The sequence below is a fragment of the Bacillus sp. ILBB4 genome (assembly GCF_035064545.1).
Lineage (GTDB): Bacteria > Bacillota > Bacilli > Bacillales > Bacillaceae_H > Priestia.
Genome location: NZ_JAIQVD010000004.1, coordinates 84,463 through 110,863 on the forward strand (window position 1 = coordinate 84,463; position 26,401 = coordinate 110,863).

Sequence of the window (26,401 nt, forward strand, 5' to 3'; positions counted from 1 at the left end):
CGAACCATAAAAAATGATTCGTTTTACTGCGGCTCTAATAGCTGTTTATTCATCAGCTTGTTTTGATAGCTAATATATTTTTTCACTCTAATGATAATTAATGAATATTCTTCAATCAAACGGTGGATAGATTGAACCATACACTCTGGGTAATGATGTTTTTTCTGTAAATATACTTTATACTTTCGAATTTGCCTTTCGAAATATAAAATCACTTGTTCGGGCGTTTTTACCAGTAAAGATTGCATGTATTCATTTACTTGCGTTTCAAGAAACGAATAGCGATTCGTGATAAAAAATGTCTTCATCTTATTTTCCTCCCTATATGTTATTGGTACAAAAAAGAAACCCTTGTGCTAGGATTTCTTTTTTGCTTTTTATTTGAATCAGCTGTACACAACTTTTAGGCACTGATACTCGAAATCGAAGACTGTCTATATTTTTTTATTTTGCATTTTATATATGTAGGCGTTTCGCCGAAAAGATTTGCTACATGTGCAATAGCTCCATAATACGTTTTAGCATCCATCATTTCTTTATTCACAATATAGTCATAAAGGGATGATTCAATATCATCAACAAAAGCTAAAATGTGACGCTTTTCGAATAGGAGTTGATAAAGTTCATTAATTAAGTATGGGCTTTGATCAAATTTGTCTTGCAGCTGCTCTACTCGGTACTTCGTCATAGGCACTTCACACAAGATAATGTATCGTAACTCTTCTAAAAATAATTTATTCATCTTCCTCACATCCCTATTCTGTTAATAATTATATAATAGCACTATGCCTTCATATTTGGAAGCGTTTTCAATGGATTAATTTTAATATTTTTTTCTCCTCATTTCCTTTCATTTTTTCTTTTCTTACGTGAATTATCTGTAGTATAGTTCGTTTCACGTAAAGACTCTAGCTAATTGTTAAACTACCTGACATACTTTTTTGAAAATTTTATTATTGATGTTAAAAACTCTTACATACCTAAGCGGAAATACCTTAAAGATAACGTCCTGTGAGTCAGAATAGTCTTTAATTGTGATAAAATAAAAAATGGAAAATACATCATATAGGAGAGAGGCTATGGAAAAAGATCATATTTCAGAGCTTAAGATTTTAAAAGACATTGCCGAGATTTTAAATGAAGGCACTAATTTACATACAATGCTTCAAGATACTCTTTTAAAACTGCTGCAAATAACAGATTTACAAACAGGATGGATCTTTTTTATTGACGAAAATGGAAAACATGAGATGATTGCCGCTCAGCATTTGCCGCCCGCTTTATTAAATAAAACCGCTCAGCCTATGTGTAACGGAAGCTGCTGGTGTGTTGATCGGTATATGGATGGCCGGCTTCAAAAAGCGTCTAATATTATGGAGTGCAAGAGACTTGAAGATTCCGTCATTCATGAGTGGGGGGATACACACGACATTACCCATCACGCAACGGTTCCCTTACAAGCAGGGGATGAGCGCTTTGGATTATTAAATGTAGCTGCCCCCCATAAAATTCATTTTGAACAGCGAGAGCTTGATTTATTAGGATCTGCCGCTCTTCAAATTGGCACGGCTATCAAGCGGATTAAGCTGACTCGATCTCAGCAGGAAGTAAAACTTATTGAAGAAAGAAACAGATTGGCCAAAGATCTTCACGATTCTGTTAATCAGCTGTTATTTTCGATTAATGTCACAGCCAAAGCCGGAAGCAGCTTGGCGACAGATGTGCAGTTAAAAGAGACTTTTTCCTTAATCCAAGAAACCGCTCAGCATGCTCAAGTGGAAATGAAAGCATTAATTTGGCAGCTTCGTCCTCAAGGATTAGAAAACGGCATTGTCAGTGCGTTAAAAAGCTATGGTCAAATGCTAGGGCTTAACGTAAAAGAACAAATTAAAGGAGTGTCCGTTTTGCCTGCTGTGATTGAAGAGACACTGTGGAGAGTCGGGCAAGAAGCTTTTAATAATTGCCGAAAGCATGCGGGTATAGCAGATGTACATTTAAACGTAAATATAAGCAAAGAACAAGTGATCATGAAAGTCCGAGATAGCGGCAATGGGTTTATGTATAGCGCTTCAGCAGAATTGCCGACGCTTGGGTTAAAAACCATGCAGGAGCGAATAAACAGATTAAATGGAAAACTATCTGTTACAAGCAGCATAGGAAACGGAACGGTTGTGGAAGTATCTATTCCTCTTTCATAACGGAAAGGAGCGCACATGAAAATAAAGATTCTAATCGCAGATGATCACCACGTTGTCCGAAAAGGACTTGTCTTTTTCTTACAGACGCAGTCAGACTTAGAGATTGTAGGAGAAGCTTCTAACGGAGAGGAAGCTTTAAAGTTAGCAATATCCCTAGAGCCCCATATTGTTTTAATGGATTTATCGATGCCGGTTCTCGACGGAATCGAAGCAACAAAAGAATTAAAAAAACAAGCACCGCATATACAAGTTATGATTTTAACAAGCTTTTCGGATCAAGATCATGTGATACCGGCACTAGAAGCTGGAGCTTCAGGCTATCAGCTAAAAGAAAGTGACCCAGATGAACTTGTAGCAGCTATTCGAAAGCTAATGGATGGAGAAAATCAGCTTCATCCAAAAGTCACCACACACTTGTTAACACGATTAACCAAACGCACCGAAAAGCAAGTCAATTTTATTGACCACTTAACGAAACGAGAAAAAGACGTATTAAAAGAAATTGCAAAAGGTAAAAGCAACAAAGAAATTGGTACTTCCTTACACATTACGGAAAAAACAGTAAAAACACATGTATCTAATATTTTATCCAAGCTTGGGGTTCAAGACCGTACGCAAGCTGCTCTATATGCTGTGCAGCACGGCATTTCCTAACCTACGACTTTAGTTGTAGGTTTTTCTCTGTGCTTCTCCGTCTATATTGGTAGCTTTCTTTCTATCAATAGCATGACGAAAAAAAGTTCAATCATCCCTATACTATACATATAACCAAACGACAGAGGAGTAGATAAATATGAACATACTTATTATGAATGGAAGTCCTAGAGAAACAGGCCGAACAACACAAGTGACGAGAGAGCTTCACAAAAGTTATCAAAGTTCTTTTTTAGATTTAAGTAAATTATCGCTTCCTATATTCACAGGTGAACCTCATCAGTATGAAACAGAAGAAGTACAAGAGCTAATTGAAAAAATAGAAAAAGCAGATGGTATTTTGCTTGCGACGCCCGAGTACCACGGAGCTATGAGCGGAGCGTTAAAAAACGCGTTTGACTTCTTAAACAGTGCGTATTTTGCGCATAAGCCCGTAGCACTTTTAGCAGTATCAGGAGGAGGAAAAGGAGGCATTAATGCTTTAAATAACCTTAGAACCGTTACACGCGCCTTGTATGCGAATGTTCTATCTAAGCAGTTGGTATTAGACCCTGCAGACATCGTGGAAAAAGGGACTTTACGAAAAAACGCAGCTGACGGAATTCATGAATTAGTTAATGAGCTGACTCTGTATACACAAGTGTCTAAGCAAATTTTAGAAGCTAAGCAAAATGTTTGATGAAGGCGCTCCATAAAGACCTGCGCTTTCAAGCCGTAGTAGCTGCTAATGTTTTATCCTCTATCGGCTCCGGTATTACGATGCTTGCCATTCCTTTACTGTTAGTTGCATCTCCACATGGAAATAGACTATTTGGCACGATTATGCTGATTATGACGGTGATTAGCTTTATGGCTACTCCGTATATAGGTGTTCTTATTGATCGAATGTCACGAAAGAAACTGCTGTTAACCGTAGAATTGATAGGTTTTATCACGGTCATGTTATTTGTAATCGTCGGTTTTGTTACAGATTATTCAACGATTCACTACGTAATTTTGTACGGAACCGGAAACCTTTACTACACGTTTTTTTATCCAACGATTTTCGCTTTAAATCAAGAAGTTTTTTCAAAAGATGCGTTTCAATCATTAAACAGTATCATGGAAATACAAGGTCAGCTATCGAGTATGCTTGCAGGCGCTGTGGCCAGTCTAGTCATTACTCGTTGGTCGCTTCAGTGGATTTTAACAGTCGATGCAGCTACGTATATAGCTGCATTCCTTTGTCTATGGAGTATTCCATATAAACAAAGCAGTGAACGAAGCCACAAGAAACACACTGCCATGAAAGAAGGTTTAACATTTATAAAAGAAAATCGCTCCGTCTCTATTTTTTTACTGCTTTCTTTTATGCCTTTCATCGCTGTGATGATGACGAACTATTTATTTCCTATTTATCTGACTCAAGAATTAAAAGCAAGTCCAGCAGCATATGGAATTGAAAGTGCGGTATATGGTTTCGGGGCATTAACGGCAGGGGTATTCATCGTATCTATTATGAAAAGAACAGGCACTGAGCTAGCGGTTATGCTTAATATAAGCCTTTTTGCACTCGGAATATCTATCATCTTCTTTATGAAGTTTTTGCCGGTTTATTTTTCTATTGTGTTTCTTCTTGCTTTTGCAAATGCAGGTACAAGAGTAGCTCGAAATACGTTTATGATGCAAAAAATACCGAATATCATCGTGGGAAGAGTCGACAGCTGTTTTCGCTTTATTACGTTAGGAATTCGGATTTTACTGATTTTCTTCTTTACGTACGTTACGGCTAACGATCGTATAGGACTGGCTTTTTTAGGGCTGAGTCTACTTTTATTATCATCGGCTGGAGCGGGCTGGATACTCTACAAAAGAAAAAAGCGAAAACAGTCTGCATTGCTTAAGAGTGTTTTATAATGTCTGTTGCATGTTATAATAGAGAAATTGACAAATAATGTTCAACGTTTATGACGTTGAACATTATTTGTTCTGAATAGAAATTAAACAGAAACAGCATTGACTGTTATGCGATTGGAAGATTGTGAAGCGATGATAAATAAAACATTAAACAAAGAACAATTAAAAGATTCGTACTCAAGCAGAACGTACTATAGAGGACACACGTATTACAAGCAGGGACGTGTGCTCGACTTGGAATACAATGAACAGACCACTACGTGGACAGCAGCCGTTCGAGGGGCGGAAATGTATACGGTAATGGTTGAACAAAAAGGAAATTCTTTTTATTCATTCTGCGATTGTCCTGCTTATCACGAGTTTTCAGAATGCAAACACGAAGTAGCTGTTTTATTAACCATTTGCGATGAGCGAGCAAAGCCGCAGCCAATTAAAACGAAGCCTTTTCGCCAAAGCAAAGAATACGAGAATGTAAATCTTTTTATCGACTTATTTTCAAGCTATCAGCAAACAATAAGCGACCACAGAAAATATGCAGATAAAGATCCGTTGAAAGTGGAATTTATTTGCAAGTCTTACTCAGAAGAATTTTTACGTTCAGAAGGAATGTACGTGGCGCTTGAAATGAAAGTAGGCGTCGACCGGACGTATGTAGTAAAAAACATTCAAGAATTTTTAACAGACGCTAAAGAATTCAAAACTCACGAATTTACCAAGCGCTTCGAATATGACCCGGCGGAACATTTTTTTATAGAAGAAGATAGGAAAATCATTGAGCTGCTGATGGATATTATGACAAATGAATCATTTTATAAAAATTCTTATTCCATGTATCGTTCGTCTGCAAATAACAGAGAACTAATCATTCCCTCTATCATAGCCAAAGAGTTATTTCAATTGCTCAAAGATCGGAGCTTTATATTTATTCATGACGGGCACTCATATGAAAATATTATCTTTGCTGAAAGCTCAGCTCCTTTTTCGTTTCAATTAAATAAGCACCCGGCAGCTGGATTTGAGTTAGACTTTACTGAACTTCATCAAGCTTCATTTTTTGATCGATACGGGTGGCTATTTTTAAACGGGACGTTTTATGAGCTATCTCAAGATCAGCGTATGCTTCTTGAAGGGCTTCGAAAAACGGCGCCTTTGAAGCCAGTCGTACCTATAGCAGAAGAGCAGATGGGCAATTTTTTATCTCACGTCGTTCCAGGACTAAAAAAAGTGGGGAAAGTGGATATCGCAAAAGAAGTATCCCATCAGATTATTGCACCTGAACTAAAAGCAAAAGTATTTATTGACCAGGAAGATGAACAGCTGTTTGTGACGCTTCGGTACCACTATGGAGAGATTTCAATTAATCCATTTTTACCTCAACCTGAAAAGTACGATAAAATCTTAATACGAGATTTAGAAAAAGAAGACCGCGTGATGGATTTAATTGAAACAGCTCCTTTAAACATTTATAAAAACCAGCTGTATTTAAATCAAGATGAATCATCTTTATATGAATTTTTGTTTCATATTGTTCCAAAGCTTGATGAAATAGCGGATGTGTATATTACAGATGAGATGAAAGATTATGCTTATACGGATTTTTCTGCGCCAGTAACAACGGTTGACATCAAAAACAGCAATGGATTATTAGAAATTAATTTTGATTTAGGAGACATTAATCATCAGACCGTTCAAGATGTTTTAAAATCTGTTTTAGAAAAGAAAAGCTATCATCGTCTAGATAACGGTGCGTTTATTCCTCTTGAAAACGAAGGCTTTGAGCATATTCAAAATCTGTTTCGTGAGCTGAACGTAACCGAGAAAGACTTAAAGGATAACTCATTGCAAGTACCTTTATACAGAGGAATGCAAGTGGAAGAGATTATGAGTGCGGGTGATAAATCAGCGGCTAAGTTCGGCTCAGCATTTAAAAGGTTACTTACACAGCTCAAATCTCCAGAGGAAATGGATTGGGAAGTACCGGAATCCTTGCAGGCATCACTGCGTGATTATCAGTACAATGGGTTTAAGTGGTTTAAATCTCTGGCTCACTACTCTTTAGGAGGCGTGCTGGCTGATGATATGGGGCTTGGAAAAACGCTTCAAAGCATTGCCTATATCCTATCTGAAAAAGAGCTTGATGAAGATAGCAGTGCTTTTTTAATTGTTGTGCCGGCTTCCTTGATTTATAACTGGCGCAACGAATTGGAGAAATTTGCACCGAATTTAACGGTTCAAACCATTACAGGAACGCCGAGCGAGCGTGAGGAGAAGCTAAAACGCACAGCTGACGTATGGATCACATCTTATCCAACGCTGCGTCAAGATATTGATTTGTATCAGCACCTTCATTTTCATGCTTTAATTCTAGATGAGGCTCAGAGTATTAAAAATCATACAACGAAGACAGCAGTAGCTGTTAGGACTATTTCAGCTAAAAAACGTTTTGCGCTGAGCGGTACCCCTATTGAAAACTCACTTGATGAGCTTTGGTCAATTTTCCAGACCATTCTTCCTGGTTTATTTCCAGGGCTTCGCCAGTTTAAAAACATGTCATCGGAGCAGGTCAGTCGAATTGTAAGACCATTTTTACTGCGACGAGTAAAAAAGGATGTGTTAAAAGAACTGCCTGATAAAATTGAAACAACTCATTTATCTGAGCTGACTAAAGAACAAAAAGAGTTATATGTAGGCTATTTAGAGCAATTAAAATCATCTTTAGCCGGTGAAGATTTTAATAAAAACCGAATGAAGATCTTAGCGGGATTAACAAGACTTCGCCAGATTTGCTGTCATCCGTCTTTATTCGTTGAAAATTACGAAGGGTATTCAAGCAAATTAGAGCAGCTGCTTGAGATTACAAGAAGTGCTGTTGCCAATGGAAAACGCTTGTTAATCTTTTCTCAGTTTACAAGCATGCTTCACATTATTCGAGAAGAGCTTCAAAAAGATAATCTCTCATATTTTTATTTAGACGGTCAAACGCCATCAAAAGAACGGGTGGAAATGGCGGATCGGTTTAATAATGGAGAACAAGACATTTTCTTAATTTCATTAAAAGCCGGAGGCACAGGCTTAAATTTAACGGGAGCCGATACGGTTATTTTATATGACTTATGGTGGAACCCGGCGATTGAAGAACAAGCGGCAGGCCGTGCACACCGCATTGGGCAAAAAAATGTTGTGCAGGTCATCAAGCTTATTTCTCAAGGAACCATCGAAGAAAAAATTTACGGCTTGCAGCAAAAGAAAAAAGAACTCATCGAACAGGTTATTCAGCCGGGAGAAACAATGCTTTCCAGTTTGACAGAAGAAGAGCTTCGAGAACTGCTTAGTATGTAGCAAAGGATGTGTGAGGAATGAAAAAATGGGCGTTTGTATCAGATTTTGATGGAACAATTTCAAAAAAAGATTTTTACTGGATTGTGATTGAAAAGTATTTTCCAGAAGGTGAAGAATTTTTCCACCGATGGAAAGCAGGAGAAATGAAAGATATTGATTTTTTATCTACTGTTTTTCAATCCATTCACCAGGAAGAACCGAAAATTTTAGAAGAAGTAGGGAATATTCCAATTGATGAATACGTGCCCGCTTTTATTAAAACTGTTCAGAAAAACGGCGGGGATTTTTATATTTTAAGCGCTGGAACAACGTACTATATTAAACCGATTTTAGATAAATACGGTGTTGAAAAAGTGGAAGTTTATTCGAATGAAGGATATTTCCATCAAAACAATGTTCACTTGCGTCTAGACCCTGCTCACAGATGGCATTCAGAACGCTACGGCATTGATAAATCTGCTGTTATTCAAGAACTAAAAGAGACATACGAAACGATTTATTTTGCTGGAGACAGCGAGCCGGATTCACATCCGGCAAAATATGCAGATGTCACATTTGCAAAAGATTCTTTGCAGGATTTACTGCGCGAACAAAACGTTTCATTTGTTCCAGTTGAGACATTTAAAGATATTGAGCGGTATTTAATGCAGCACAATGTGATAAGCAAGACATAAAAACAGCGGTATTATTTGATTACTTCAAATAATACCGCTGTTCCTATTCCGCCTCCGCTCCCTAAAGCAGCTATTACATATCGCACGTCACGGCGCTTGCTTTCATAAAAAAGACGTGTAGCTAAAATAGCTCCTGATGCTCCGTATGGGTGTCCCAGCGTCAACGCTCCTCCGCGAATATTTACTTTCTCTTCTGATATCCCCAGTTCTTGCATACAAGCAACAACTTTAACGGCAAAGGCTTCATTGATTTCAAATAAGTCAATGTCATCTATCGTAAGAGAATTTCGCTTCAAGATATTTTTAATCGCAGAAACGGGCGCAATAGCAGGGTATAGAGGCGACACGCCTGAAATATCAGCGTCTATAAAACGTAAAACGGGCTGAAATCCTAAGGCGCGTGCTTTTTGCTCTTCCATCACAAGTGTAACGCAGGCCCCGTCATTAATTCCACAGCTGTTGGCTGCAGTGACGGTACCTTCTTTTTTTAAAAAGACGGGGCTGGCTTTTTGAAGCAGCTTTGTTAGGTTTCGGTTTTTCATAAACGCTTCATCGTGCATCACGTTTGAAAGAGGAAGCGTTTCTTCTTCAAACAATCTCTTTTCAAAAGACTCCCAGCTTCTTTCATGGCTTAAAAGAGCATACCTGTCCTGCTGGTCTTTAGATATATTGTATTGCTGGGCTACGTTTTCTGCTGCGATCCCCATGTCAGGGTCACCAATTTTATCAGGAGAAAAACGTGCTCTTTTTTCAAAAGGAGAAGTACTTGTACTTTCAACTCCTCCAGCTAAATAACACGTTCCAGCGCCAGCTTTTATCAAATAGCTGGCCATTCGAATAGCCTCTAAGCCCGCTCCGCACTGACGATCAATGGTCATTCCCGGGATAGAAAAAGGGAGGTCTGCTTCTAAGGCGGATAGTCTAGCTACATTTCCTCCTGGACCTACAATATTGCCTAAAATAATGTCATCAATTTCATGCTCGATTCCAGCGCTAAGCTGTTTTAATAAAGGAGCCGCTAGCTCTTGAACGCGAAAATTTTTAAGTGCGCCGTTTTCTTTTCCAATCACTGTACGTTTCGCTTTTACAACTGCTGCTTGATACATGGTCATCACTTCCTTACATAGAAGCCGTTTTAGAACGGCCAGGTACCGCTACTGCTTTTCGAACTTTTGTAATTAAATACGCCGCGACCGCTGCTTTTATGAAGTCACCCGGAAGATAAACAAAGCTTAGCTGAAGGGACTTCAGAAACGGAATGTGAAGCTGCATTGCCTGTACGGGAATGCCGCATGCGTATACTAACACAATGCCAAATAACACATTTACGGCAAATGCCTTTGCAACCGTTACATTTTTCAACTGTGATAGCGTCCAGCCAATAAAGAAAGCTGCAAACACATAGCCAATGATATACCCAGCACTCGGACTCAAGAATACCCCGATTCCTCCGCGCCCTCCAGCAAGTAAAGGAACGCCAGCTGCTAGCAAACATAAAAAAAGAAATTGACTTAAAGCTCCTAGTCTAGCTCCAAGAATTCCTCCCGATAGCATAACACCCATAGGCTGAAGGGTAATTGGAACGGGTGTAAAGGATAAAAAAATAGGAGGGACGAGGCCTAGAGTTCCCATTATAGCCGTGAATAATGCAACGTACGTCATATCTTTTGTTTTCATCGTAAACCTCCGCTATGTATGATAAAACATGACTATCGTATCTTATAAAACTCAAATTAGTCAACTTAATTTTTATATAAGTTTACATTTTTGTTTTCTCAAACGTACATTTACGATACACTAAAAGTAAAAGTAAAAGAAAAAGGGAGTTTAAGCAGTAATGAAACGAATTGAAGAACTAATTTTTTATCAGTGTCAACAAACGCCTGGCAACCTGGCACTATCGGATTCTATTAATAAGCTAAGCTACGGTCAAATGTGGGATCATGTATGCAAAGCCGAAAATCAGCTGCAGGAAAAAGGGATGGAAAAAGGGGAGCTCGTTGCGTTAAGTATGCCAAACAATGTAGAAGCTGTTGTGTCATTTTTAGCAATTTTAAAAGCTGGTGGAATTGTGATGCTTTTACATAATGAGTTAACAGAGGGGGAAGTGGATACCTATTTTTCTATTCAATCCCCAAATTGGCTATGGAACACATCTTCTTTAACTAACACAACAAAAGAAAAACCAATCCTGCCCGTACGGCGAGTGAATGCACTGTCCGATTTATTTTTATTTGGATTTACCTCTGGGTCAACAGGGAGACCAAAAGGATTTGTAAAATCGCATTATTCTTGGTCTTCATCATTTCAAGAGTGGTCCGATATATTTTCTTTAGAGCAACACGACAAGGTGCTTGTTCCTTTACATATCTCGTATTCTGCGCAGCTTTACCCGGTTTTGCATGCGCTTTGCAGCGGCATGCACGCTATCATGCTAGAATCGTTTACACCTTCGGCTGTTTTTAACAAGGAAGCTAGCTGTATGTCTATTACACCCGCATTAATTTCTCCGTTGCTTCGTTATGTACAAAGCAGACCAAAAGAAAAACGACTTCTGCCAAAAACCGTAATTTCAGTAGGCAATAAATTATCTCCTTCCGTTCGAAAGAAATTTTCACAAGCGTTTCCTAATGCCTATCTGTATGAATACTACGGATCTTCTGAAATGGGATTTGTTACGGTGCTTTCACCACATACAGCTGAAACGCTGCCTCATACAGTAGGCTATCCTGTTGACAGCGTAGACGTTTTAATCCTGAACGAGCGTGGAAAAGAAGTAGAAAAAGGAGATAAAGGAACACTATTTGTGAAAACAACTCAAGCATTTGAAGGGTTTGTTAAGGACAGCGAAGAAACGAACCGCTCATTTTTTAACGGATATGTTACGTCGCATGATATTGCGGTTCAGCTTCAAGACGGAAGCATTACCATCGTAGGAAGAGACAAAAACGTGATTAAAAGCAGCGGAAGCTTAGTGTATGCTGAAGAAATCGAAGAGTTGCTTTTGCAAATACCCGGCGTTAGCGAAGCAGCCGTTTTTAGCGTAGTAGATGCTGAACGTTCAGAAGTAGTCGGTGCAGCAATTGTCTTAGAGAACGTTTCTCTTTCTGATGTGAGACAAGCACTGACAAAACGAGTATCTGCTTATAAAATCCCGCGCATATGGAGAGTTTTAACGTCCTTTCCGCGAATGAAAAATGGTAAAATTGACAAAGCAACGATATACAGCTACTTTGCAGAGAAAGAAGGGAAGACATATGATTTCATTTGAACTTATTACAGCTGACACGATGTATATTGTGTCAGAGATTATCAATTCAAACGAAGCTTATAACGTGTTAGAAAACGGCAAAAAAGAGCGGGGTGAAGAAGAGCTTTTTAAAGAATACATGAACGAAAAAACAGACAGTTACTTTATAAAAGCCGACGATACATACGTAGGGGTTATTGATTACATGAAACAAAACCCAAACGATGACCATCCGTGGATTGGAGCATTTATCATTCATAGCGCTTATCACAATTTCAGTTTCGGAACGCAGGCGTATCTAGCGTTTGAAGACAAGCTAAAAGAAGAGGGAGTTTCCGTTCTACGCCTTGGCGTTCTGTCTCAAAATCCTAGAGCCAAGCTGTTTTGGGAGCGCCTTGGTTTTACGCATTATGCCACTAAGCCGCTTCATCATAATCAAGTTAACTGCTTGGGAAAAGAGATATAAAAGAAATCCGTGGGTTCATCCACGGATTTCTTTTATATTATTTTGTTAAAACCGTCGCATTCGCCGGAATCACAAGCTGATTTTTGACTTTCTTAGCACCTTTTTCACTAGCAAAAATCAATTTACCTTTCGCTGCTACAGATACTCTTACAGGTTGATTTGAAATATTATGATACACGCTAATCGAGTTGCCATTATACGTACGGCTATAAGCAACAACTTCTTTACTGTCTACTGAAATAGATTGAAGCGTTCCTTTTACTAACTCTTCGTGCTGTTGACGCACACGAATCATTTCACGGTAATGATTTAACAAAGAATCCTTTTGTTTTGTTTGGGCTTCTACTGACACACCGTTGCCGCCTTTGTTATATACAGGCGTTTCCCAGCTAGTTTGTCCAAGTCCGTTTCCTTCGTACCAGCGGAACGGTTCACGGATTAACTCATCAGGCTTTTCACCGGTCATGCCGATTTCTTCACCGTAATAAATATACGGGTTGCCAGGAAGCGTAAGTAAGATAGAAGCAGCTGATTTTGCTTTGTTCACATCGCCGCTCAGCTCACTCATGACGCGGTTTTGGTCATGGTTGGTTAAGAAAATGCCGTCAATTTTATTTGGATTGTATGATTTGAACAGCTCATCAGTTGCCGCTGCTGCAGTAGCGATTCCTTGATCATTTCCCGCTTTTACAGAGCTGACAATTTTTCCTGCTAAATCAAAGTTAAATAAAGAATCAAGCGATTGATAGTAAGGGGCTACCACTTCCGGCTGATCCCATACTTCACCCGTTAGATATACGTTAGGGTTTTCTTTTTTCATCGCATCTCTAAACTCATTCCACCAAAGGATATTTTTCTTAGCGCCTTCAGGTGTTTGACCTTTAAAGATATGAAGGGCAGCATCTAAGCGGAAGCCATCAACGCCTTGCTTTAGCCAAAACTTTCCGACGTTAATCATTTCTTTTCTTACTTCAGGGTTATCGTAATTTAAGTCAGGCATTCCTTCCCAGAACGTTCCGTAAAAATACTCTCCGTTTGGAGCTTTATGCCATACTTGCTGTCCCCAAGATCCTTTTTCATTCAGGTCGGTATTTTTATCAGCCCAAATATAGTAATCTCTGTACTTGCTGTTTTTATCTTTTAACGCAGCTTGAAACCAAGGGTGTTCACTGCTCGTATGATTCACAACGAGGTCCATAATAACTTTTACGTCTCGTTTGTCTGCTTCTTTCATCAGTTTGCGAAAATCTTGCAGACTTCCATACTGCTGATCAATATTATAATAGTCCGTTACATCATATTTATGATAGCTAGGAGAAGGGTTTACGGGCATCATCCAAATCCCGTTTACTTGAAGATCATTCTTTGTATGAGAATTGCCGTCATTTAAATAATCCAACTTTTGTGTCAGACCTTTTAAATCACCATGTCCATCCTTATTTGCATCGTAAAAAGAGTTTACATACACTTCATAAAAAACACCGTTTTTATCTGCTTCTTCAGACTTACCTTTATGTACGGTTTCGGCGTGAACGCCTGTTGATAAGCTAGCAGCCAGCGGCAGTGTTAGTGCTAAAGCTGTCCATTTTTTCCCTTTCATCGTTTCATCCCCTTTTTTTGCAATCGTTTGCATAAATTGACTACAATTGAAATATAGCACCTATTTGAAAACGATTACAACGAAAATTTCATATTGATTATTTTGAACTAGTAATTTTTCTGACAACCTGTTTGTTTACTGCGTCTAATGACATTGAGCGGCTGCGTTATATTAAGTCTATAGATAGAAGATAGCAATAAAATAAGGGATTATTATCCAAGTGAAAATAATGACTATGTCAAATATTCTGACAATGTTGTTGTTCAATTCATCATCTCGTGCTAAAATCCAAATATAACTGAAAAATGGTACTTCGATTCCGAAAAACGGAACTTAAAGTATTGATGCAGATAATAAAGCTTGAATTTTATTTACTATCTGCAAATGATTACGCTTACATTAAAGGGGTTAAGGGGGAAGAATGCATTGAGTAAAGTAGATTTAAACTGTGATTTAGGTGAAAGCTTTGGTGCTTATCGTATTGGCAATGATGAAGCCATTTTAGAGCACGTGACGTCTGTGAACGTAGCCTGTGGATTTCATGCAGGGGATCCGAGCGTCATGAGAAAAACGGTAAAATTGGCCGCTGAAAAAAAAGTGCAAATTGGGGCTCATCCTGGTCTGCAGGACCTTATCGGTTTTGGACGCAGAAACATGAATATTTCACCTCAGGAAGCCTACGATATCGTGGTCTATCAAATTGGGGCATTAAACGGTTTTTTGCAAGCGGAAGGGTTATCGATGCAGCATGTAAAACCTCACGGTGCACTATATAACATGGCTGCTAAAAACAAAGCGTTGTCTGAAGCAATAGCAAAAGCTGTTTACAACGTAAATCCTGAGCTGATTTTGTTTGGGTTATCTGGAAGTGAGCTGATTCAAGCAGGTAACAGAATTGGTTTAAAAACGGCTAACGAAGTATTTGCAGACCGTACCTATCAGTTAGACGGTTCTCTCACTGCTCGCACAGAACCAAATGCTTTAATTGAAAATGATGACGAAGCTGTTTCTCAAGTTATTACAATGGTGAAAGAAGGGAAGGTAAAATCTCAGCAGGGCAAGGATGTAGAATTGCAGGCAGATACGATTTGCATCCATGGAGACGGAGCTCACGCACTTGAATTTGCCCGTCATGTCAATTGTTCTTTACGAGCATCAGAAGTGGTAGTTAAGGCTATTTCAAAATAAAAACTACATACAATCAGGAGGAAGATGATATTGGAGCCAATTAAAAAATCAACACCTCAGCAAAAACTTTCGGCTGCGCCTAAAGTAAACTGGACGTTAATGCTTGGAGCCGCTTTTTTAATGGCCACATCGGCTATTGGACCAGGCTTTTTAACTCAAACTACTGTATTTACACAAAATTTAGCTGCAAGCTTCGGATTCGTTATTTTAATTTCAATTATTCTTGATATCTTTGCTCAAACCAACGTATGGAGAATTATTGCTGTTTCTGAAAAACGCGGACAAGAAATCGCCAACATGGTATTTCCTGGATTAGGATACGTGCTCGCTATTTTAATTGTTATTGGAGGACTTGCTTTCAATATTGGAAATATTGCCGGTGCCGGGCTTGGATTAAATGCGATTACGGGTATTTCTCCAACAGCCGGCGCTGCGATTAGTGCAGTTATTGCCGTGCTAATCTTCGTTGTAAAAGAAGCTGGAAAAGCAATGGATCGCTTCACGCAAATTGCAGGTTTTGTCATGATTGGGCTAATGCTATACGTAGCTGCTACCACTTCACCTCCCGTTGGAGAAGCTGTAGTGAAAACTTTTGCTCCTGACAAAATTGACATTATTGCGATCGTTACGCTTGTTGGAGGAACAGTCGGTGGTTATATCACCTTTGCTGGCGGACATCGTCTTTTAGATGCCGGCGTAAAAGGCATCGATTCTTTACCTCAAGTAACAAAAAGTTCTGTAACAGGAATTCTCATCACTTCTGTTATGCGAATCGCGTTGTTTTTAGCTGTACTTGGCGTTGTGTCTAAAGGTTTACAAATTGACCCAGCCAATCCTCCAGCATCCGTGTTTCAGCTCGCAGCGGGAAACGTCGGTTATAAAATCTTTGGTATTGTTATGTGGTCTGCCGCTATTACGTCTGTGGTAGGAGCTGCTTATACATCCGTTTCGTTTATTCAAACGTTTAGTGAAAAACTTAATAAAAACTCAAACTGGATTATTATTGGATTTATTATTATTTCAACTCTGTCGTTTGTCTTAATTGGAAAACCTATAAAAGTTCTTCTTTTAGTTGGAGCAATCAATGGATTAATTCTGCCGATCGCTCTTGGGACGTTACTGGTTGCTGCTTACAAAAAAAGCATCGTTGGCGATTATAAACATCCTTTATGGCTTACCATTTCTGGTGTACTTGTCGTTATTGTAATGGCTTTAATGGGCGGCTATACGTTAATAGATCAACTTCCTCAATTATTTAAATAAAACAATGTGCCCGCACGTAAGTTGCGTGCGGGCAATGATGGGAGATAGAAACATGACAACCCTTTCACAACTAACTCCAGCTGAACTTCGTCAGCAAATCCGTAACAATCAGCTTATTCAACCAACAGCAGGCATGGCAAACGGCTATGCTCAAGCTAATTTAGCTATTTTACCAAAGCAACAAGCTTTTGACTTTCTATTGTTCTGTCAGCGTAACCCTAAATCGTGTCCTCTTTTAGATGTCACAGACGTTGGATCTCCGGTGCCAAAATTCGCAGCTCCATCCGGAGATATTCGTACAGACATTCCAAAGTATCGAATCTATGAAAATGGGGAACTAGTAAAAGAAGTAACCGATATCACAGATTACTGGACAGAAGATATGGTTGCTTTTCTTATCGGCTGCAGCTTTACATTTGAACACGCGCTTTTAAACAACGACATACCTGTTCGTCACATTGAAGAAAACTGTAATGTTCCTATGTATAAAACAAATATTTCATGCGCTGAAGCGGGAATATTCCACGGCTCGACGGTAGTTAGTATGCGTCCAATTCCTCAGCAAGACGTAGTGCGGGCAGCCCAAGTAACTTCACGTTTTCCAGCTGTGCACGGGGGGCCTGTTCACATTGGAGATCCGGCTGCAATAGGGATCCAAGACCTGCACTCTCCGGATTTTGGTGATGCTGTTTCGATTAAGGAAGGGGAAGTGCCCGTATTTTGGGCTTGTGGTGTAACTCCTCAAGCAGTAGCAATGGCAACAAAACCTTCTATTATGATTACACATGCTCCGGGGCATATGTTTATCACAGATATTCGAGATGAAAAACTAGGTGTTTTATAAAAGAAAGAGGTGTAGATATGAATCAAACCGTAACAAAAGCGTCGGCTGTTATTTCTCCTCTTGGCGACTCAGCGCTTGTTATAACGTTTGGAGATAGCATTCAGTACGACATTCATAAACAAATTAAAACGTGTAAAGATTCGATAGAATTAAATCCTTTCCCTGGATTTGTTGAATGCGTGCCGGCATTTACAAATCTTACAATTTTCTATAACCCTCTTGAAGTTGTAGCAGCCGTGGAAAAAAAGCAGAAGAAGGAATTTGTTTCTCCTTTTGAAGTAGTGTCTTCTATCGTTCAAAGTAAACTAGAAAACGAACAGACAGAAAAAGAATTAGACCATCGTACGGTTTCCATTCCAGTTTGCTACGAAGGCGAGTATGGACCTGACCTTGAATATGTCGCTCGTCACCATAACTTAACAACTGAAGAGGTAATTAGTATTCATTCTGAAGGTGAATACTTAGCGTACATGATTGGGTTTGCTCCTGGATTTCCATTTCTAGGAGGATTATCTGAAAGAATTGCTACACCTCGCCGGCCGTCTCCTCGCACCTCTATTCCTGCCGGTTCGGTTGGTATTGCGGGAATGCAAACAGGAGTGTATCCTATTTCTACTCCTGGAGGATGGCAGTTAATTGGTCAAACGCCTATTAAACTGTTTTTGCCGGAACAAAATCCCCCAAGTTTGCTGCAGGCTGGAGATATTATAAAATTCGAGCCTATCTCTAAAGAAGAGTATCAAGAAATGCAGGCAAAGGAGGGGGAGAAATGAGTATGCGAGTCAGTAAAGCCGGGTTATTAACGAGCATTCAAGATTTAGGCAGAAGAGGGTTTCAGCAGCACGGTGTGATTGTAAGCGGTGCAATGGATTCTTATTCCCTTCGAATTGCTAATTTACTAGTTGGTAACGATGAAAAAGAAGCAGGACTTGAAGTTACGCTAATGGGGCCTACCCTTGAAATAGAAAGTGATTGTTTAGTAGCAATTACCGGAGGAGATTTAGCTCCTTCGGTCAACGGAAAGCTAGTCCCGATGTGGAAACCTTTATTTATTCCAAAAGGAAGCACTTTATCATTTGGTCCTTGCAAAACTGGGTGCCGTTCCTATCTATCTGTAGCAGGAGGATTTGCTATTGATGAAGTGTTAAATAGTAAAAGTACGTATTTAAGAGGTGAAATCGGGGGCTACAAAGGAAGAGCATTACAAACAGACGATGTTTTACCTCTATCTGTTCCTGCTGTTTCAAAGCCTGCTTTTCTTTCAAATGAACTGATAAACGGAGTATATACTTCTTCATGGTCCGTAAATTATAAGGAATTTGTTCATTTTACAAAGAAACCAGGTGTCCGTGTTATTAACGGCAGTCAATACGATTTATTTACAGCTGAAAGCAAAAGTCATTTTACGAAAGAGCCTTTTAAAGTATCGAATCAATCAGATCGAATGGGCTATCGAATGGATGGACCTTCTCTTCAGCTTCAAGAAAAAAAAGAGTTATTGTCCGAAGCTGTTTCAAAAGGTTCTGTTCAAGTCCCGCCGGATGGAAATCCCATCATCCTGTTAGCAGACCGTCAAACCACGGGGGGATACCCTAAAATTGCTCAAGTCATCACAGCGGATTTACCGCTTTTAGCTCAAGTAAAGCCTGGAGAATCCATTTACTTTTCTCACATTTCGCTTCATGAAGCGGAAAAAATCTATTTAGAAAAAGAACAGATGCTTCAAGAATTGAAGATTGCTGTTAACCTTGCGTCAACTAAATAACACAAAACGGGAGTGACAAGAAATGATAAACGTACGTGAATTGCAAGAAGTTGTTTCATTAATGAATGAATCTGGTATTCAAAAGCTCCATATTGAACATGAAGGAACAAAAGTTGTCATTGATAAAGCAGGAATTCCTTTAGAGGACACAGCTGTTACAGAAGTGAAAACAGATGAAGTAAAAGCCGCTGCCACTGAGCAAGCGCCCCAAGATTCTATGTCTGTAAACGCAGCAGACAATAATGAAAAGCAAATTTTATCACCAATGGTTGGAACCTTTTACGCCAAGCCAGAAGCAGACGCCGATCCCTTTGTTCAAGTAGGACAAACCATTGAACATAAAGATGTTGTATGTGTGATTGAAGCGATGAAGCTGTTTAATGAAGTCGATGCGGGAATGGAAGGAGAAGTGCTTGAAATTCTTGTGAAAGACGGGGATGTTGTTGAGTTTGGACAGCCTTTATTTACCGTAAAATCACGCTAAAGTATACATACTGTCAGGAGGAGTCATTATGTTTAAAAAGATCTTAATCGCAAACCGCGGCGAGATTGTAGTTCGTATCATTCGGGCTTGTAAAGAGATGGGGATTGCAACCGTGGCCGTGTATTCAGAAGCAGACAAAGATGCACTTCACGTGAAGCTAGCAGATGAGTCATTTTGTATTGGCAAAACGTCTTCTAAAGAAAGCTACTTAAACATTCGTAATTTGCTTACCGTAGCGCAAGTAACCAAGGCAGACGCTATTCATCCCGGCTATGGGTTTTTAGCTGAAAATGCTGATTTTGCTGAGATGTGTGAATCCTATGATATTACCTTTATTGGTCCAAAAGCGGAAGCCATCCGTAAAATGGGGGCAAAAGCTGTAGCGCGAGATACAATGAAACAAGCCGGCGTGCCTATTGTACCTGGCACGGAAGGACTGATTGAAGATAGCAGCACCGCTATTCCAGTAGCACGAGAAATAGGCTATCCAATCATCGTAAAAGCTACAGCGGGCGGTGGCGGAAAAGGAATGCGTCTAGCTCATAGCGAAGAGGAGCTAGAAAAAGCCATTCGTCAAGCTCAGCATGAAGCAGAAACAGCCTTTGGAAACGGCGGCGTATATCTTGAAAAGTACCTAGAAGAGCCAAAACACATCGAAATTCAAATCATTGCTGATGAAGAAGGGAATGTGGTTCATTTAGGTGAACGAGATTGTTCGATTCAACGCCGTCATCAAAAATTGGTAGAAGAAGCTCCGTCTCCTGCGGTAGATGAAAACCTTCGTGCTAAAATGGGCAAAGCGGCGGTCTCGGCAGCTAAAGCAGTTGATTATACAGGTGTCGGAACAGTCGAGTTTCTGTTAGATAAGCACGGGCATTTTTACTTTATGGAAATGAATACACGAATTCAAGTTGAACACCCCGTTACAGAACTTGTAACAAACATTGACTTAATTAAAGAACAAATTTCAGTAGCAGCAGGCTACCCGCTATCATTTTCTCAGCAGGATATTCAGTTAAAGGGATGGGCAATTGAATGTCGGATCAATGCAGAAAATCCGGCTAAAAACTTTATGCCTTCCCCTGGAAAAGTCGAGATGTATTTACCTCCTGGCGGCTACGGGGTTCGTGTAGACAGCGCCGTTTACCCAGGCTATGAAATTTCCCCATTTTATGATTCAATGGTGGCGAAATTAATTGTAACGGGGAAAGATCGAAATGAAGCGATTCAACGAATGAAACGCGCGCTCGAAGAGTTTATCATTATAGGTATTCATACAACCATTCCTTTTCATTTAGAATTACTGAACCATCCTTCTTTTAAGGAAGGGGATTTTACAACCAAATTTCTAGAAAGTAACCCTATTTCAATTAAAGAACTAGAAACGGTGTAAGAAAGGAAAGTGCTCTTATAAGGGAGTGCTTTCCTTTTTTTCTTCATGTATAATAAAAAGAACATATCATTAGCTAGTAAGCTATACGTCTATCAAATACATGTATTCGCACAAATAAGGGAGAAGGTTTTATGCAAGCTAACAATAAAACAGTGGTTAAATCCATGCAGATTCTCACGCTTTTTATCAAGCACCCTAAGCTGACCTTCACAGAAATGATGGAATATTCAGGCGTTCCGAAAACTTCTTTGCACAGGATGGTTGGTTCGCTTGAAGAGATGGGATTTTTAACAAAAGACAAGCAAGGATACTATTCGCTAGGACTTTTATTCTTGCAATTTGGTCAGCTAGTGGCTAATCGCTTAGATATTAGAAATATCGCAAAGCCTGTAATGGAAGCGCTCCGAGATGAAGTAGAAGAAGCGGTTAATTTAATTGTACGAGATGGGAATGAAGCTATGTATATTGAAAAAGTAGATACGCTTCATCCAGTGCGTCTTTATACATCAATTGGAAGGCGTTCACCTCTTTATGCAGGAGCTTGTTCACGCATTATCTTGGCGCATTTACCCGAAAAAGAACAAGAGGAATATATTACTCAAACGGAGCTAGCTCCAATAGGTATTGGAACCATTACAGATCAAAAGAAGCTAAGAAATGTATTAAAAGAAGCAAAAGAAAAAGGGTATACCATTAGCACCTCTGAATTAGAAAACTTTACAACATCCGTGAGCGCGCCGATTGTAAATCATCAAAATGAAGTGGTTGCAGGCATTAGCGTAGCGGGAATTGAAGCGAGATTTCAAGGAGACAGACTGCCGTTCATTATTCAAAAAGTAACAGAAGCGGCGAGCCTAATTTCTGAAAAACTCGGTTATCAAGGATCATTAAAGTAGCATACATAGAAAAATGGAGGTAGACCATTGAAACGATTAGAAGGAAAAACAGTCGCACTCGTAGGTCAGCGTAAAGTAGAAGAAATCAGCAAAATTGTTGAAAACCTTGGCGGGATCCCGCTTGTACGACCTGCACAAGGAACAATCTTTTTAGATGACACACACTTAGAAGCAGATATTAAAGAACTGGTAAAAGGAAATTATAATTGGTTTATTTTTACGACAGGCGTCGGGACGGAAATTTTGTATAAAACAGCAGATAAGCTAGGACTGGCGGATGAATTTCTGTCTTCTTTAAAAGCAGCTAATATTGCTGCACGCGGGTATAAAACCGTAAATATGTTAAAAAAGCTCGGTGTTACTCCAACCGTTCGAGATGATGATGGAAGTACAGCGGGACTAGTCAGGGCACTTCATTCATTTTCTTTTGAAGGAAAGCATGTAGCGCTTCAGCTTCACGGAGATCCTGCACCAAAATTGATTGACTTTCTATCGAATCAAAAAGCCCAATTTAAAGAGATTTTACCGTATCAGCATATTCCGCCAAAAGCAGAAATCATGGAACAGCTTATAAACGAATTAATAAGCGGAAAAATTGATGCTGTTAATTTCACAAGCGCTCCGCAGGCCCGATTTTTATTTTCGTTTGCAAGAGAACACGGACAAGCTGATCACATTCGAGAACTCTTTAAAAGCTCTGTAGTAGCTGTATCCGTAGGAAAAGTAACCGCTGCTGCTTTAAAAGAAGAAGGAGTAGATCGTATTGTTATTCCTGATCAAGAAAGAATGGGAAGTGCAATTGTAGCTTTAGAACATTATTATCAGCAGCGTGATTAACAAAAGACCTTCTCGCCTCACAGTGAGAAGGTCTTTTGTATGACTTCATCCAAGCGTTGTCGAATATTGTTTGATAATTATCTATCACTTATCTATCACTCTCGTTTTAAATACGTGCAAACGACAGATAAACATAGATTTGTTACTATTTCAGAAAATCATTTTCAAATATTGTAAAAATAGTAGAAAAAGGTAAAAAAACAGACGTAGATGTTAAAAAATTGTTACGTTCTCTTTAGCGATAACTTATATCCAACCAGCTTAAAAAATCTTGATCGCCTATTTTATCATGTTAAAAACAGTGCTGTGTAAAGCCCGGTAGATTATTTATTTTAACAGGGATATAAAGGTATATTTTTGCAGGTGAAAGATGAATGTATACACAAGCGTTAATTGTTACACTACTGAAATACAATTGTAATATTGTTATTCTTTTTTTCAACGTTTATCGTGGTATAATTTTCGTAGATTTTCATTAGCATATTTAGCTATTTATCGACAAATACAGTGAATTTTACATAAATTGTCAGACTTTTATACATATTGATACATAATTAGGAATTACTAGTTTAACAGAGCAAGAAAGCGGAGGAATTCATATTGAAAAAGAAAATGCTTTTACTTAACACAACGGTTTTATTAGGCCTCGGAGGAGTTTTATCAACTCCAACGTATGCCTCTACCATTCAAGATATGGAATCGCAAAAATCTCAAATTCAAAATCAGCGTCAAGATGTGCAATCTAACATCAAAGCAGCTTCTGATGAATTGACACGCCTTCAAGCAGAACAAGATCAAATGAAAGCACAGCTTGAGCGATTAACAATAGCAGAAGAAGAAAATAATAAAAAAGCCCAAAAAACAGAAGCCGATATTAAAGAAACGTCTAAACAAGTAGAGCAGCTTGAAAAAGAAATTAAGCTGCTTCAAGAAAAACTTGAAAAGCGAAACGATATTTTAAAAGATCGTGCACGTTCCCTGCAAGAAAGCGGCGGTAACGTAGAGTATTTACAAGTTTTACTTGGTTCTTCAAGTTTTGGTGATTTTGTAGACCGCGCGCTAGCTGTTTCGACTATTGTAGATGCAGACCGTGGTATTTTAAAAGAAACTAAAAATATGCAAGACGAATTAAAAATAAAACAAGCGGATGTTAAATCTAAGCTTGCTAGCTTAGAAGACATGAAGGCGGAACTGGATGAAATGACTGTCCAGCTAGCAGTTCAAAAGAAACAAAAAGATGCACTGGCAAAAGAACTAAAAGATAAAGAAGCAAAAAATGAAGAACTAAAAGCTTCTCTACAAGCAAAAGACAGCTCTCTTGCAAATGAACAGTCTACGCTTGAACAAAATATTAAAGATCAAAAAGCTGCAGAAGAAGCAGCAAGAAAAGCAGCTGAACAAGCGGCTAAAGAGGCAGCTAAGAAAGCAGCTGAGCAAGCTCAAAAAGCAGCGGCTGCACCAGCTGAAAAAGCCGATTCATCGTCTGCTAAGGCAGAAGCACCAAAAGCAAGCAGCAATGATGTGGCACCTACAAGCGCTCCGGCTCCAAAAGCTAGCAATGTTGTAACAGTAGGAAACCGCTGGATTGGAAACTCTGCTTACGTATTTGGCGGAGGACGCAGCCAGTCTGATATTAGCCACGGTTTATTTGACTGCTCGTCATTTGTACACTGGGCATATTCTCAAGTAGGCGTTAACCTTGGACCTCTTGGATCTGTAAGTACAGAGACGTTAAAGCATGCTGGAACACAAGTGTCTTCTAGTCAAATGCAACCTGGCGATCTTGTTTTCTTCGATACATATAAAAAAGACGGCCACGTTGGCATTTATGTAGGAGGCGGCAAGTTCATCGGTGCTCAAAGCTCAACAGGTGTTGCAATTGCAAACATGAGCAGCGGCTACTGGAAACAAAAATTCAACGGACGCGTAGTTCGTATTTAATAGGGTATAGTAAAAAGAAAACATCCAATTTGGGTGTTTTCTTTTTACATTGTAAGGAGCGTATGACTATGAATTCTATTTTTGATCACATACAACCCAACTTAGATATTTTATTTGTCGGTTTTAATCCAAGCATCCGTTCCGGGGAAACGGGGCATCATTTTGCGAATCCAACCAATCGTTTCTGGACGATTCTTCATAAAGCAGGTTTGACAGATCGTAAATATCATCCGGAGGAAGATCACTCGCTGCTCCAGCTAGGATACGGTTTAACCAATATTGTAGAGCGTCCTACAAAGGCAGCTGATGAGATTACAAAAGAAGAATATGCAGAAGGCAGAGAAATCTTAAAGAAAAAAATAGCTACATATACGCCTAAAATCGTTTGTTTTGTTGGAAAAGGTGTCTATCAGCAGTACAGCGGGCGCAAGCAAGTAAAGTGGGGTAAACAAGAGAAATCGATGGTATCAGGAATAATGGACTTTGTTGCCCCGTCTTCAAGCGGGCTCGTTCGAATGAAAGTAGATGAAGTAGTCGCCATTTATGCAGAGCTTCCGAAGCTGCTGTGTACATTAAAATAGAGAAAGCCTCAAGGCTTTCTCTATTTTGTAAACGAAATATCAATTTGAATAATTTCTGATCGGCTCCCGATTCGAAGCGGAGGACCCCAAAAGCCAAATCCTGAAGAGACAATGGTATGCAGTTGATTAGTTTGCTTGTAGCCCCAATCAATTTCAAATAACCGCTTGGTGATTAAATGATTAGGTGCCATTTGCCCTCTGTGAGTATGACCGCATAGAAGTAAATCTACGCCTGCTTGTTCCGCTTCTTTTAAAGAAAGCGGCTGATGATCCATTGCAATGACAGGTAGGGAACGATCCGTTTCAATCGCTAAATCGAAAAAGCTGTCTCGGTTTTTGTCCGTTTTGTCTTTTCTTCCTATTAAATACAAGCTATCACCTATGTTTAACACTTCATCCATTAAAATAGGAATGTTCATTTCTTTCATTCTTTCCACAAACTGAGGGATCTTCCCGCCGTAATACTCATGGTTTCCTAAAATTCCATATGTGCCTAAAGGGGCTTTTAGCTGTTTCATCATAGAATCCATTTCTTTTTTAAAGAATACGTGGGGATCATCGTCAATAATATCTCCAGGAAGTAAAATAAGATCCGGCTGTATCTTTTGTACATGAGTGATTAACCGCTGCAAATGTTTTTTGCCCGACAATGTGCCAAAGTGCATATCAGATGCTACAGCAATGCGAAGGTTTTTCCGATTCGTTTTTTTAGCAAGTGAAATCGTGTATTTTCTTACCACAGGACTGTAAGCATTATACGTACCATAAGCAAAAATGAATAAAAAAGCGGCAATCATGAAAAATCCAATTGAATCGATAGCTGTAGAAAGTGAAGCGCCTAGAAGAGTAAGAATATATACGGCTAGATTACTTATAGGAAGCAAAAGCACCGAATATTGAATAAATCCTAACCAGTACGATCCCACAATTTTAAATATGCTCACTTGTTGAAACGCACGACTGATGATAAAGGAATAAGCAAAAAAGACAACGATCACCGTAAGAATCCATTTGTTTTCCACTTCAAACATTGTGTGAAGCCACATCCAAGCGTTCCATCCGATGTACAGAACGAATAAATTATATAAAATAACAACTAAAATAGACCTTACTAACACACTTACTTTCATAC

Annotated in this window: 25 protein-coding genes; 19 read left to right on the forward strand and 6 right to left on the reverse strand. The window is 39.2% G+C overall.

Going from position 1 to position 26,401, the window contains the following annotated elements:
• Positions 1 to 23: 23 nt before the first annotated feature.
• Together LAV82_RS17470 and LAV82_RS17475 are read right to left on the reverse strand one after the other, a co-directional pair.
• Complete coding sequence (locus tag LAV82_RS17470; RefSeq protein ID WP_013057202.1) at positions 24 to 308, reverse strand: hypothetical protein; 285 nt, start codon at positions 306 to 308, stop codon at positions 24 to 26.
• 95 nt (positions 309 to 403) lie between these two features.
• A complete protein-coding gene (locus LAV82_RS17475) occupies positions 404 to 742 on the reverse strand; it encodes a hypothetical protein (protein ID WP_013057201.1) in 339 nt (112 codons plus the stop codon).
• Positions 743 to 1,079: 337 nt separating this feature from the next.
• Here LAV82_RS17475 and LAV82_RS17480 point away from each other — a divergent pair, with 337 nt between their 5' ends.
• The 6 genes from LAV82_RS17480 to LAV82_RS17505 all read left to right on the forward strand — a co-directional run bounded on the left by LAV82_RS17480 (position 1,080) and on the right by LAV82_RS17505 (position 8,761).
• Positions 1,080 to 2,198: a GAF domain-containing sensor histidine kinase gene (locus LAV82_RS17480; protein ID WP_499716574.1), complete on the forward strand. Its 1,119-nt coding sequence runs from the start codon at positions 1,080 to 1,082 to the stop codon at positions 2,196 to 2,198.
• Between the two features lie 15 nt (positions 2,199 to 2,213).
• Entirely contained in the window at positions 2,214 to 2,852 is a 639-nt protein-coding gene (locus LAV82_RS17485; protein WP_499716575.1) for a response regulator, read from the forward strand.
• 139 nt (positions 2,853 to 2,991) lie between these two features.
• Positions 2,992 to 3,531, forward strand: coding sequence for an NADPH-dependent FMN reductase (locus LAV82_RS17490; protein WP_057236398.1), 540 nt, complete (start codon positions 2,992 to 2,994; stop codon positions 3,529 to 3,531).
• On the forward strand, positions 3,531 to 4,748 hold the full coding sequence (locus LAV82_RS17495; RefSeq protein ID WP_499716576.1) for an MFS transporter: 1,218 nt from the start codon (positions 3,531 to 3,533) through the stop codon (positions 4,746 to 4,748). Before LAV82_RS17490 ends, LAV82_RS17495 begins: the two co-directional genes overlap by 1 nt.
• Positions 4,749 to 4,880: 132 nt before the next feature.
• Positions 4,881 to 8,087 (forward strand): SNF2 helicase associated domain-containing protein, encoded by a 3,207-nt coding sequence (locus LAV82_RS17500; RefSeq protein WP_499716577.1) that lies wholly within the window; start codon positions 4,881 to 4,883, stop codon positions 8,085 to 8,087.
• A gap of 17 nt (positions 8,088 to 8,104) precedes the next feature.
• Positions 8,105 to 8,761 carry an MtnX-like HAD-IB family phosphatase gene (locus LAV82_RS17505; protein ID WP_211079000.1) on the forward strand — a complete coding sequence of 219 codons (657 nt, stop codon included), beginning with the start codon at positions 8,105 to 8,107 and terminating at the stop codon, positions 8,759 to 8,761.
• Positions 8,762 to 8,772: 11 nt separating this feature from the next.
• On the opposite strand, the gene LAV82_RS17510 is transcribed toward LAV82_RS17505, so the two are convergent.
• Positions 8,773 to 9,867 carry an acetyl-CoA C-acyltransferase gene (locus LAV82_RS17510; protein ID WP_499716578.1) on the reverse strand — a complete coding sequence of 365 codons (1,095 nt, stop codon included), beginning with the start codon at positions 9,865 to 9,867 and terminating at the stop codon, positions 8,773 to 8,775.
• Positions 9,868 to 9,880: 13 nt separating this feature from the next.
• Positions 9,881 to 10,438: a biotin transporter BioY gene (locus LAV82_RS17515; protein ID WP_499716579.1), complete on the reverse strand. Its 558-nt coding sequence runs from the start codon at positions 10,436 to 10,438 to the stop codon at positions 9,881 to 9,883.
• A gap of 160 nt (positions 10,439 to 10,598) precedes the next feature.
• Between LAV82_RS17515 and LAV82_RS17520 the strand changes: the two genes are divergently transcribed.
• Together LAV82_RS17520 and LAV82_RS17525 are read left to right on the forward strand one after the other, a co-directional pair.
• A complete protein-coding gene (locus tag LAV82_RS17520; protein ID WP_499716580.1) occupies positions 10,599 to 12,032 on the forward strand; it encodes a class I adenylate-forming enzyme family protein in 1,434 nt (477 codons plus the stop codon).
• Positions 12,019 to 12,477: a GNAT family N-acetyltransferase gene (locus LAV82_RS17525; protein WP_499716581.1), complete on the forward strand. Its 459-nt coding sequence runs from the start codon at positions 12,019 to 12,021 to the stop codon at positions 12,475 to 12,477. The genes LAV82_RS17520 and LAV82_RS17525 overlap by 14 nt, the downstream gene beginning before the upstream one ends.
• A 37-nt stretch (positions 12,478 to 12,514) precedes the next feature.
• On the opposite strand, the gene LAV82_RS17530 is transcribed toward LAV82_RS17525, so the two are convergent.
• Positions 12,515 to 14,110 carry an alpha-amylase family glycosyl hydrolase gene (locus LAV82_RS17530; protein ID WP_499716582.1) on the reverse strand — a complete coding sequence of 532 codons (1,596 nt, stop codon included), beginning with the start codon at positions 14,108 to 14,110 and terminating at the stop codon, positions 12,515 to 12,517.
• Positions 14,111 to 14,503: 393 nt separating this feature from the next.
• On the opposite strand from LAV82_RS17530, the gene pxpA reads away from it, so the two are divergent.
• The 11 genes from pxpA (at position 14,504) to mug (ending at position 25,269) form a co-directional block, all read left to right on the forward strand.
• Positions 14,504 to 15,265: a 5-oxoprolinase subunit PpxA gene (pxpA, locus tag LAV82_RS17535; RefSeq protein WP_499716583.1), complete on the forward strand. Its 762-nt coding sequence runs from the start codon at positions 14,504 to 14,506 to the stop codon at positions 15,263 to 15,265.
• A gap of 24 nt (positions 15,266 to 15,289) precedes the next feature.
• Entirely contained in the window at positions 15,290 to 16,528 is a 1,239-nt protein-coding gene (locus LAV82_RS17540; RefSeq protein WP_499716584.1) for an NRAMP family divalent metal transporter, read from the forward strand.
• Between the two features lie 52 nt (positions 16,529 to 16,580).
• A complete protein-coding gene (locus tag LAV82_RS17545) occupies positions 16,581 to 17,372 on the forward strand; it encodes a putative hydro-lyase (protein ID WP_013057187.1) in 792 nt (263 codons plus the stop codon).
• 17 nt (positions 17,373 to 17,389) lie between these two features.
• Positions 17,390 to 18,145: a 5-oxoprolinase subunit PxpB gene (pxpB, locus tag LAV82_RS17550; RefSeq protein WP_499716585.1), complete on the forward strand. Its 756-nt coding sequence runs from the start codon at positions 17,390 to 17,392 to the stop codon at positions 18,143 to 18,145.
• Complete coding sequence (locus tag LAV82_RS17555) at positions 18,142 to 19,137, forward strand: 5-oxoprolinase subunit C family protein (protein ID WP_211079015.1); 996 nt, start codon at positions 18,142 to 18,144, stop codon at positions 19,135 to 19,137. Before pxpB ends, LAV82_RS17555 begins: the two co-directional genes overlap by 4 nt.
• 22 nt (positions 19,138 to 19,159) lie before the next feature.
• Entirely contained in the window at positions 19,160 to 19,621 is a 462-nt protein-coding gene (gene accB / locus LAV82_RS17560; protein WP_013057184.1) for an acetyl-CoA carboxylase biotin carboxyl carrier protein, read from the forward strand.
• Positions 19,622 to 19,649: 28 nt separating this feature from the next.
• A complete protein-coding gene (gene accC / locus LAV82_RS17565) occupies positions 19,650 to 21,014 on the forward strand; it encodes an acetyl-CoA carboxylase biotin carboxylase subunit (protein ID WP_499716586.1) in 1,365 nt (454 codons plus the stop codon).
• Between the two features lie 131 nt (positions 21,015 to 21,145).
• On the forward strand, positions 21,146 to 21,910 hold the full coding sequence (locus LAV82_RS17570) for an IclR family transcriptional regulator (RefSeq protein WP_499716587.1): 765 nt from the start codon (positions 21,146 to 21,148) through the stop codon (positions 21,908 to 21,910).
• 27 nt (positions 21,911 to 21,937) lie between these two features.
• Positions 21,938 to 22,747, forward strand: a complete 810-nt coding sequence (locus tag LAV82_RS17575; protein ID WP_499716588.1) for a uroporphyrinogen-III synthase — start codon at positions 21,938 to 21,940, stop codon at positions 22,745 to 22,747.
• A 600-nt stretch (positions 22,748 to 23,347) separates the two neighbouring features.
• Positions 23,348 to 24,688, forward strand: coding sequence for a coiled-coil domain-containing protein (locus LAV82_RS17580; protein ID WP_211079020.1), 1,341 nt, complete (start codon positions 23,348 to 23,350; stop codon positions 24,686 to 24,688).
• A gap of 68 nt (positions 24,689 to 24,756) precedes the next feature.
• Positions 24,757 to 25,269, forward strand: coding sequence for a G/U mismatch-specific DNA glycosylase (mug, locus tag LAV82_RS17585; protein WP_211079021.1), 513 nt, complete (start codon positions 24,757 to 24,759; stop codon positions 25,267 to 25,269).
• Positions 25,270 to 25,289: 20 nt separating this feature from the next.
• On the opposite strand, the gene LAV82_RS17590 is transcribed toward mug, so the two are convergent.
• Positions 25,290 to 26,399, reverse strand: a complete 1,110-nt coding sequence (locus LAV82_RS17590) for a metallophosphoesterase (RefSeq protein WP_211079022.1) — start codon at positions 26,397 to 26,399, stop codon at positions 25,290 to 25,292.
• Between the last annotated feature and the right edge of the window lie 2 nt (positions 26,400 to 26,401).

Excerpts from the sequence above, each read along its gene's own strand:
- LAV82_RS17505 (WP_211079000.1), top strand. The coding sequence starts at position 8,105 with ATGAAAAAATGGGCGTTTGTATCAGATTTTGATGGAACAATTTCAAAA.
- pxpB (WP_499716585.1), top strand. The coding sequence starts at position 17,390 with ATGAATCAAACCGTAACAAAAGCGTCGGCTGTTATTTCTCCTCTTGGC.
- LAV82_RS17555 (WP_211079015.1), top strand. The coding sequence starts at position 18,142 with ATGAGTATGCGAGTCAGTAAAGCCGGGTTATTAACGAGCATTCAAGAT.
- mug (WP_211079021.1), top strand. The coding sequence starts at position 24,757 with ATGAATTCTATTTTTGATCACATACAACCCAACTTAGATATTTTATTT.
- LAV82_RS17515 (WP_499716579.1), bottom strand. The coding sequence starts at position 10,438 with ATGAAAACAAAAGATATGACGTACGTTGCATTATTCACGGCTATAATG.
- accB (WP_013057184.1), top strand. The coding sequence starts at position 19,160 with ATGATAAACGTACGTGAATTGCAAGAAGTTGTTTCATTAATGAATGAA.
- LAV82_RS17510 (WP_499716578.1), bottom strand. The coding sequence starts at position 9,867 with ATGTATCAAGCAGCAGTTGTAAAAGCGAAACGTACAGTGATTGGAAAA.
- LAV82_RS17490 (WP_057236398.1), top strand. The coding sequence starts at position 2,992 with ATGAACATACTTATTATGAATGGAAGTCCTAGAGAAACAGGCCGAACA.
- LAV82_RS17545 (WP_013057187.1), top strand. The coding sequence starts at position 16,581 with ATGACAACCCTTTCACAACTAACTCCAGCTGAACTTCGTCAGCAAATC.
- LAV82_RS17485 (WP_499716575.1), top strand. The coding sequence starts at position 2,214 with ATGAAAATAAAGATTCTAATCGCAGATGATCACCACGTTGTCCGAAAA.
- LAV82_RS17500 (WP_499716577.1), top strand. The coding sequence starts at position 4,881 with ATGATAAATAAAACATTAAACAAAGAACAATTAAAAGATTCGTACTCA.
- LAV82_RS17570 (WP_499716587.1), top strand. The coding sequence starts at position 21,146 with ATGCAAGCTAACAATAAAACAGTGGTTAAATCCATGCAGATTCTCACG.
- accC (WP_499716586.1), top strand. The coding sequence starts at position 19,650 with ATGTTTAAAAAGATCTTAATCGCAAACCGCGGCGAGATTGTAGTTCGT.
- LAV82_RS17540 (WP_499716584.1), top strand. The coding sequence starts at position 15,290 with ATGATATTGGAGCCAATTAAAAAATCAACACCTCAGCAAAAACTTTCG.
- LAV82_RS17480 (WP_499716574.1), top strand. The coding sequence starts at position 1,080 with ATGGAAAAAGATCATATTTCAGAGCTTAAGATTTTAAAAGACATTGCC.
- LAV82_RS17590 (WP_211079022.1), bottom strand. The coding sequence starts at position 26,399 with ATGAAAGTAAGTGTGTTAGTAAGGTCTATTTTAGTTGTTATTTTATAT.
- LAV82_RS17525 (WP_499716581.1), top strand. The coding sequence starts at position 12,019 with ATGATTTCATTTGAACTTATTACAGCTGACACGATGTATATTGTGTCA.
- LAV82_RS17470 (WP_013057202.1), bottom strand. The coding sequence starts at position 308 with ATGAAGACATTTTTTATCACGAATCGCTATTCGTTTCTTGAAACGCAA.
- LAV82_RS17530 (WP_499716582.1), bottom strand. The coding sequence starts at position 14,110 with ATGCAAACGATTGCAAAAAAAGGGGATGAAACGATGAAAGGGAAAAAA.
- LAV82_RS17520 (WP_499716580.1), top strand. The coding sequence starts at position 10,599 with ATGAAACGAATTGAAGAACTAATTTTTTATCAGTGTCAACAAACGCCT.
- LAV82_RS17475 (WP_013057201.1), bottom strand. The coding sequence starts at position 742 with ATGAATAAATTATTTTTAGAAGAGTTACGATACATTATCTTGTGTGAA.
- LAV82_RS17495 (WP_499716576.1), top strand. The coding sequence starts at position 3,531 with ATGAAGGCGCTCCATAAAGACCTGCGCTTTCAAGCCGTAGTAGCTGCT.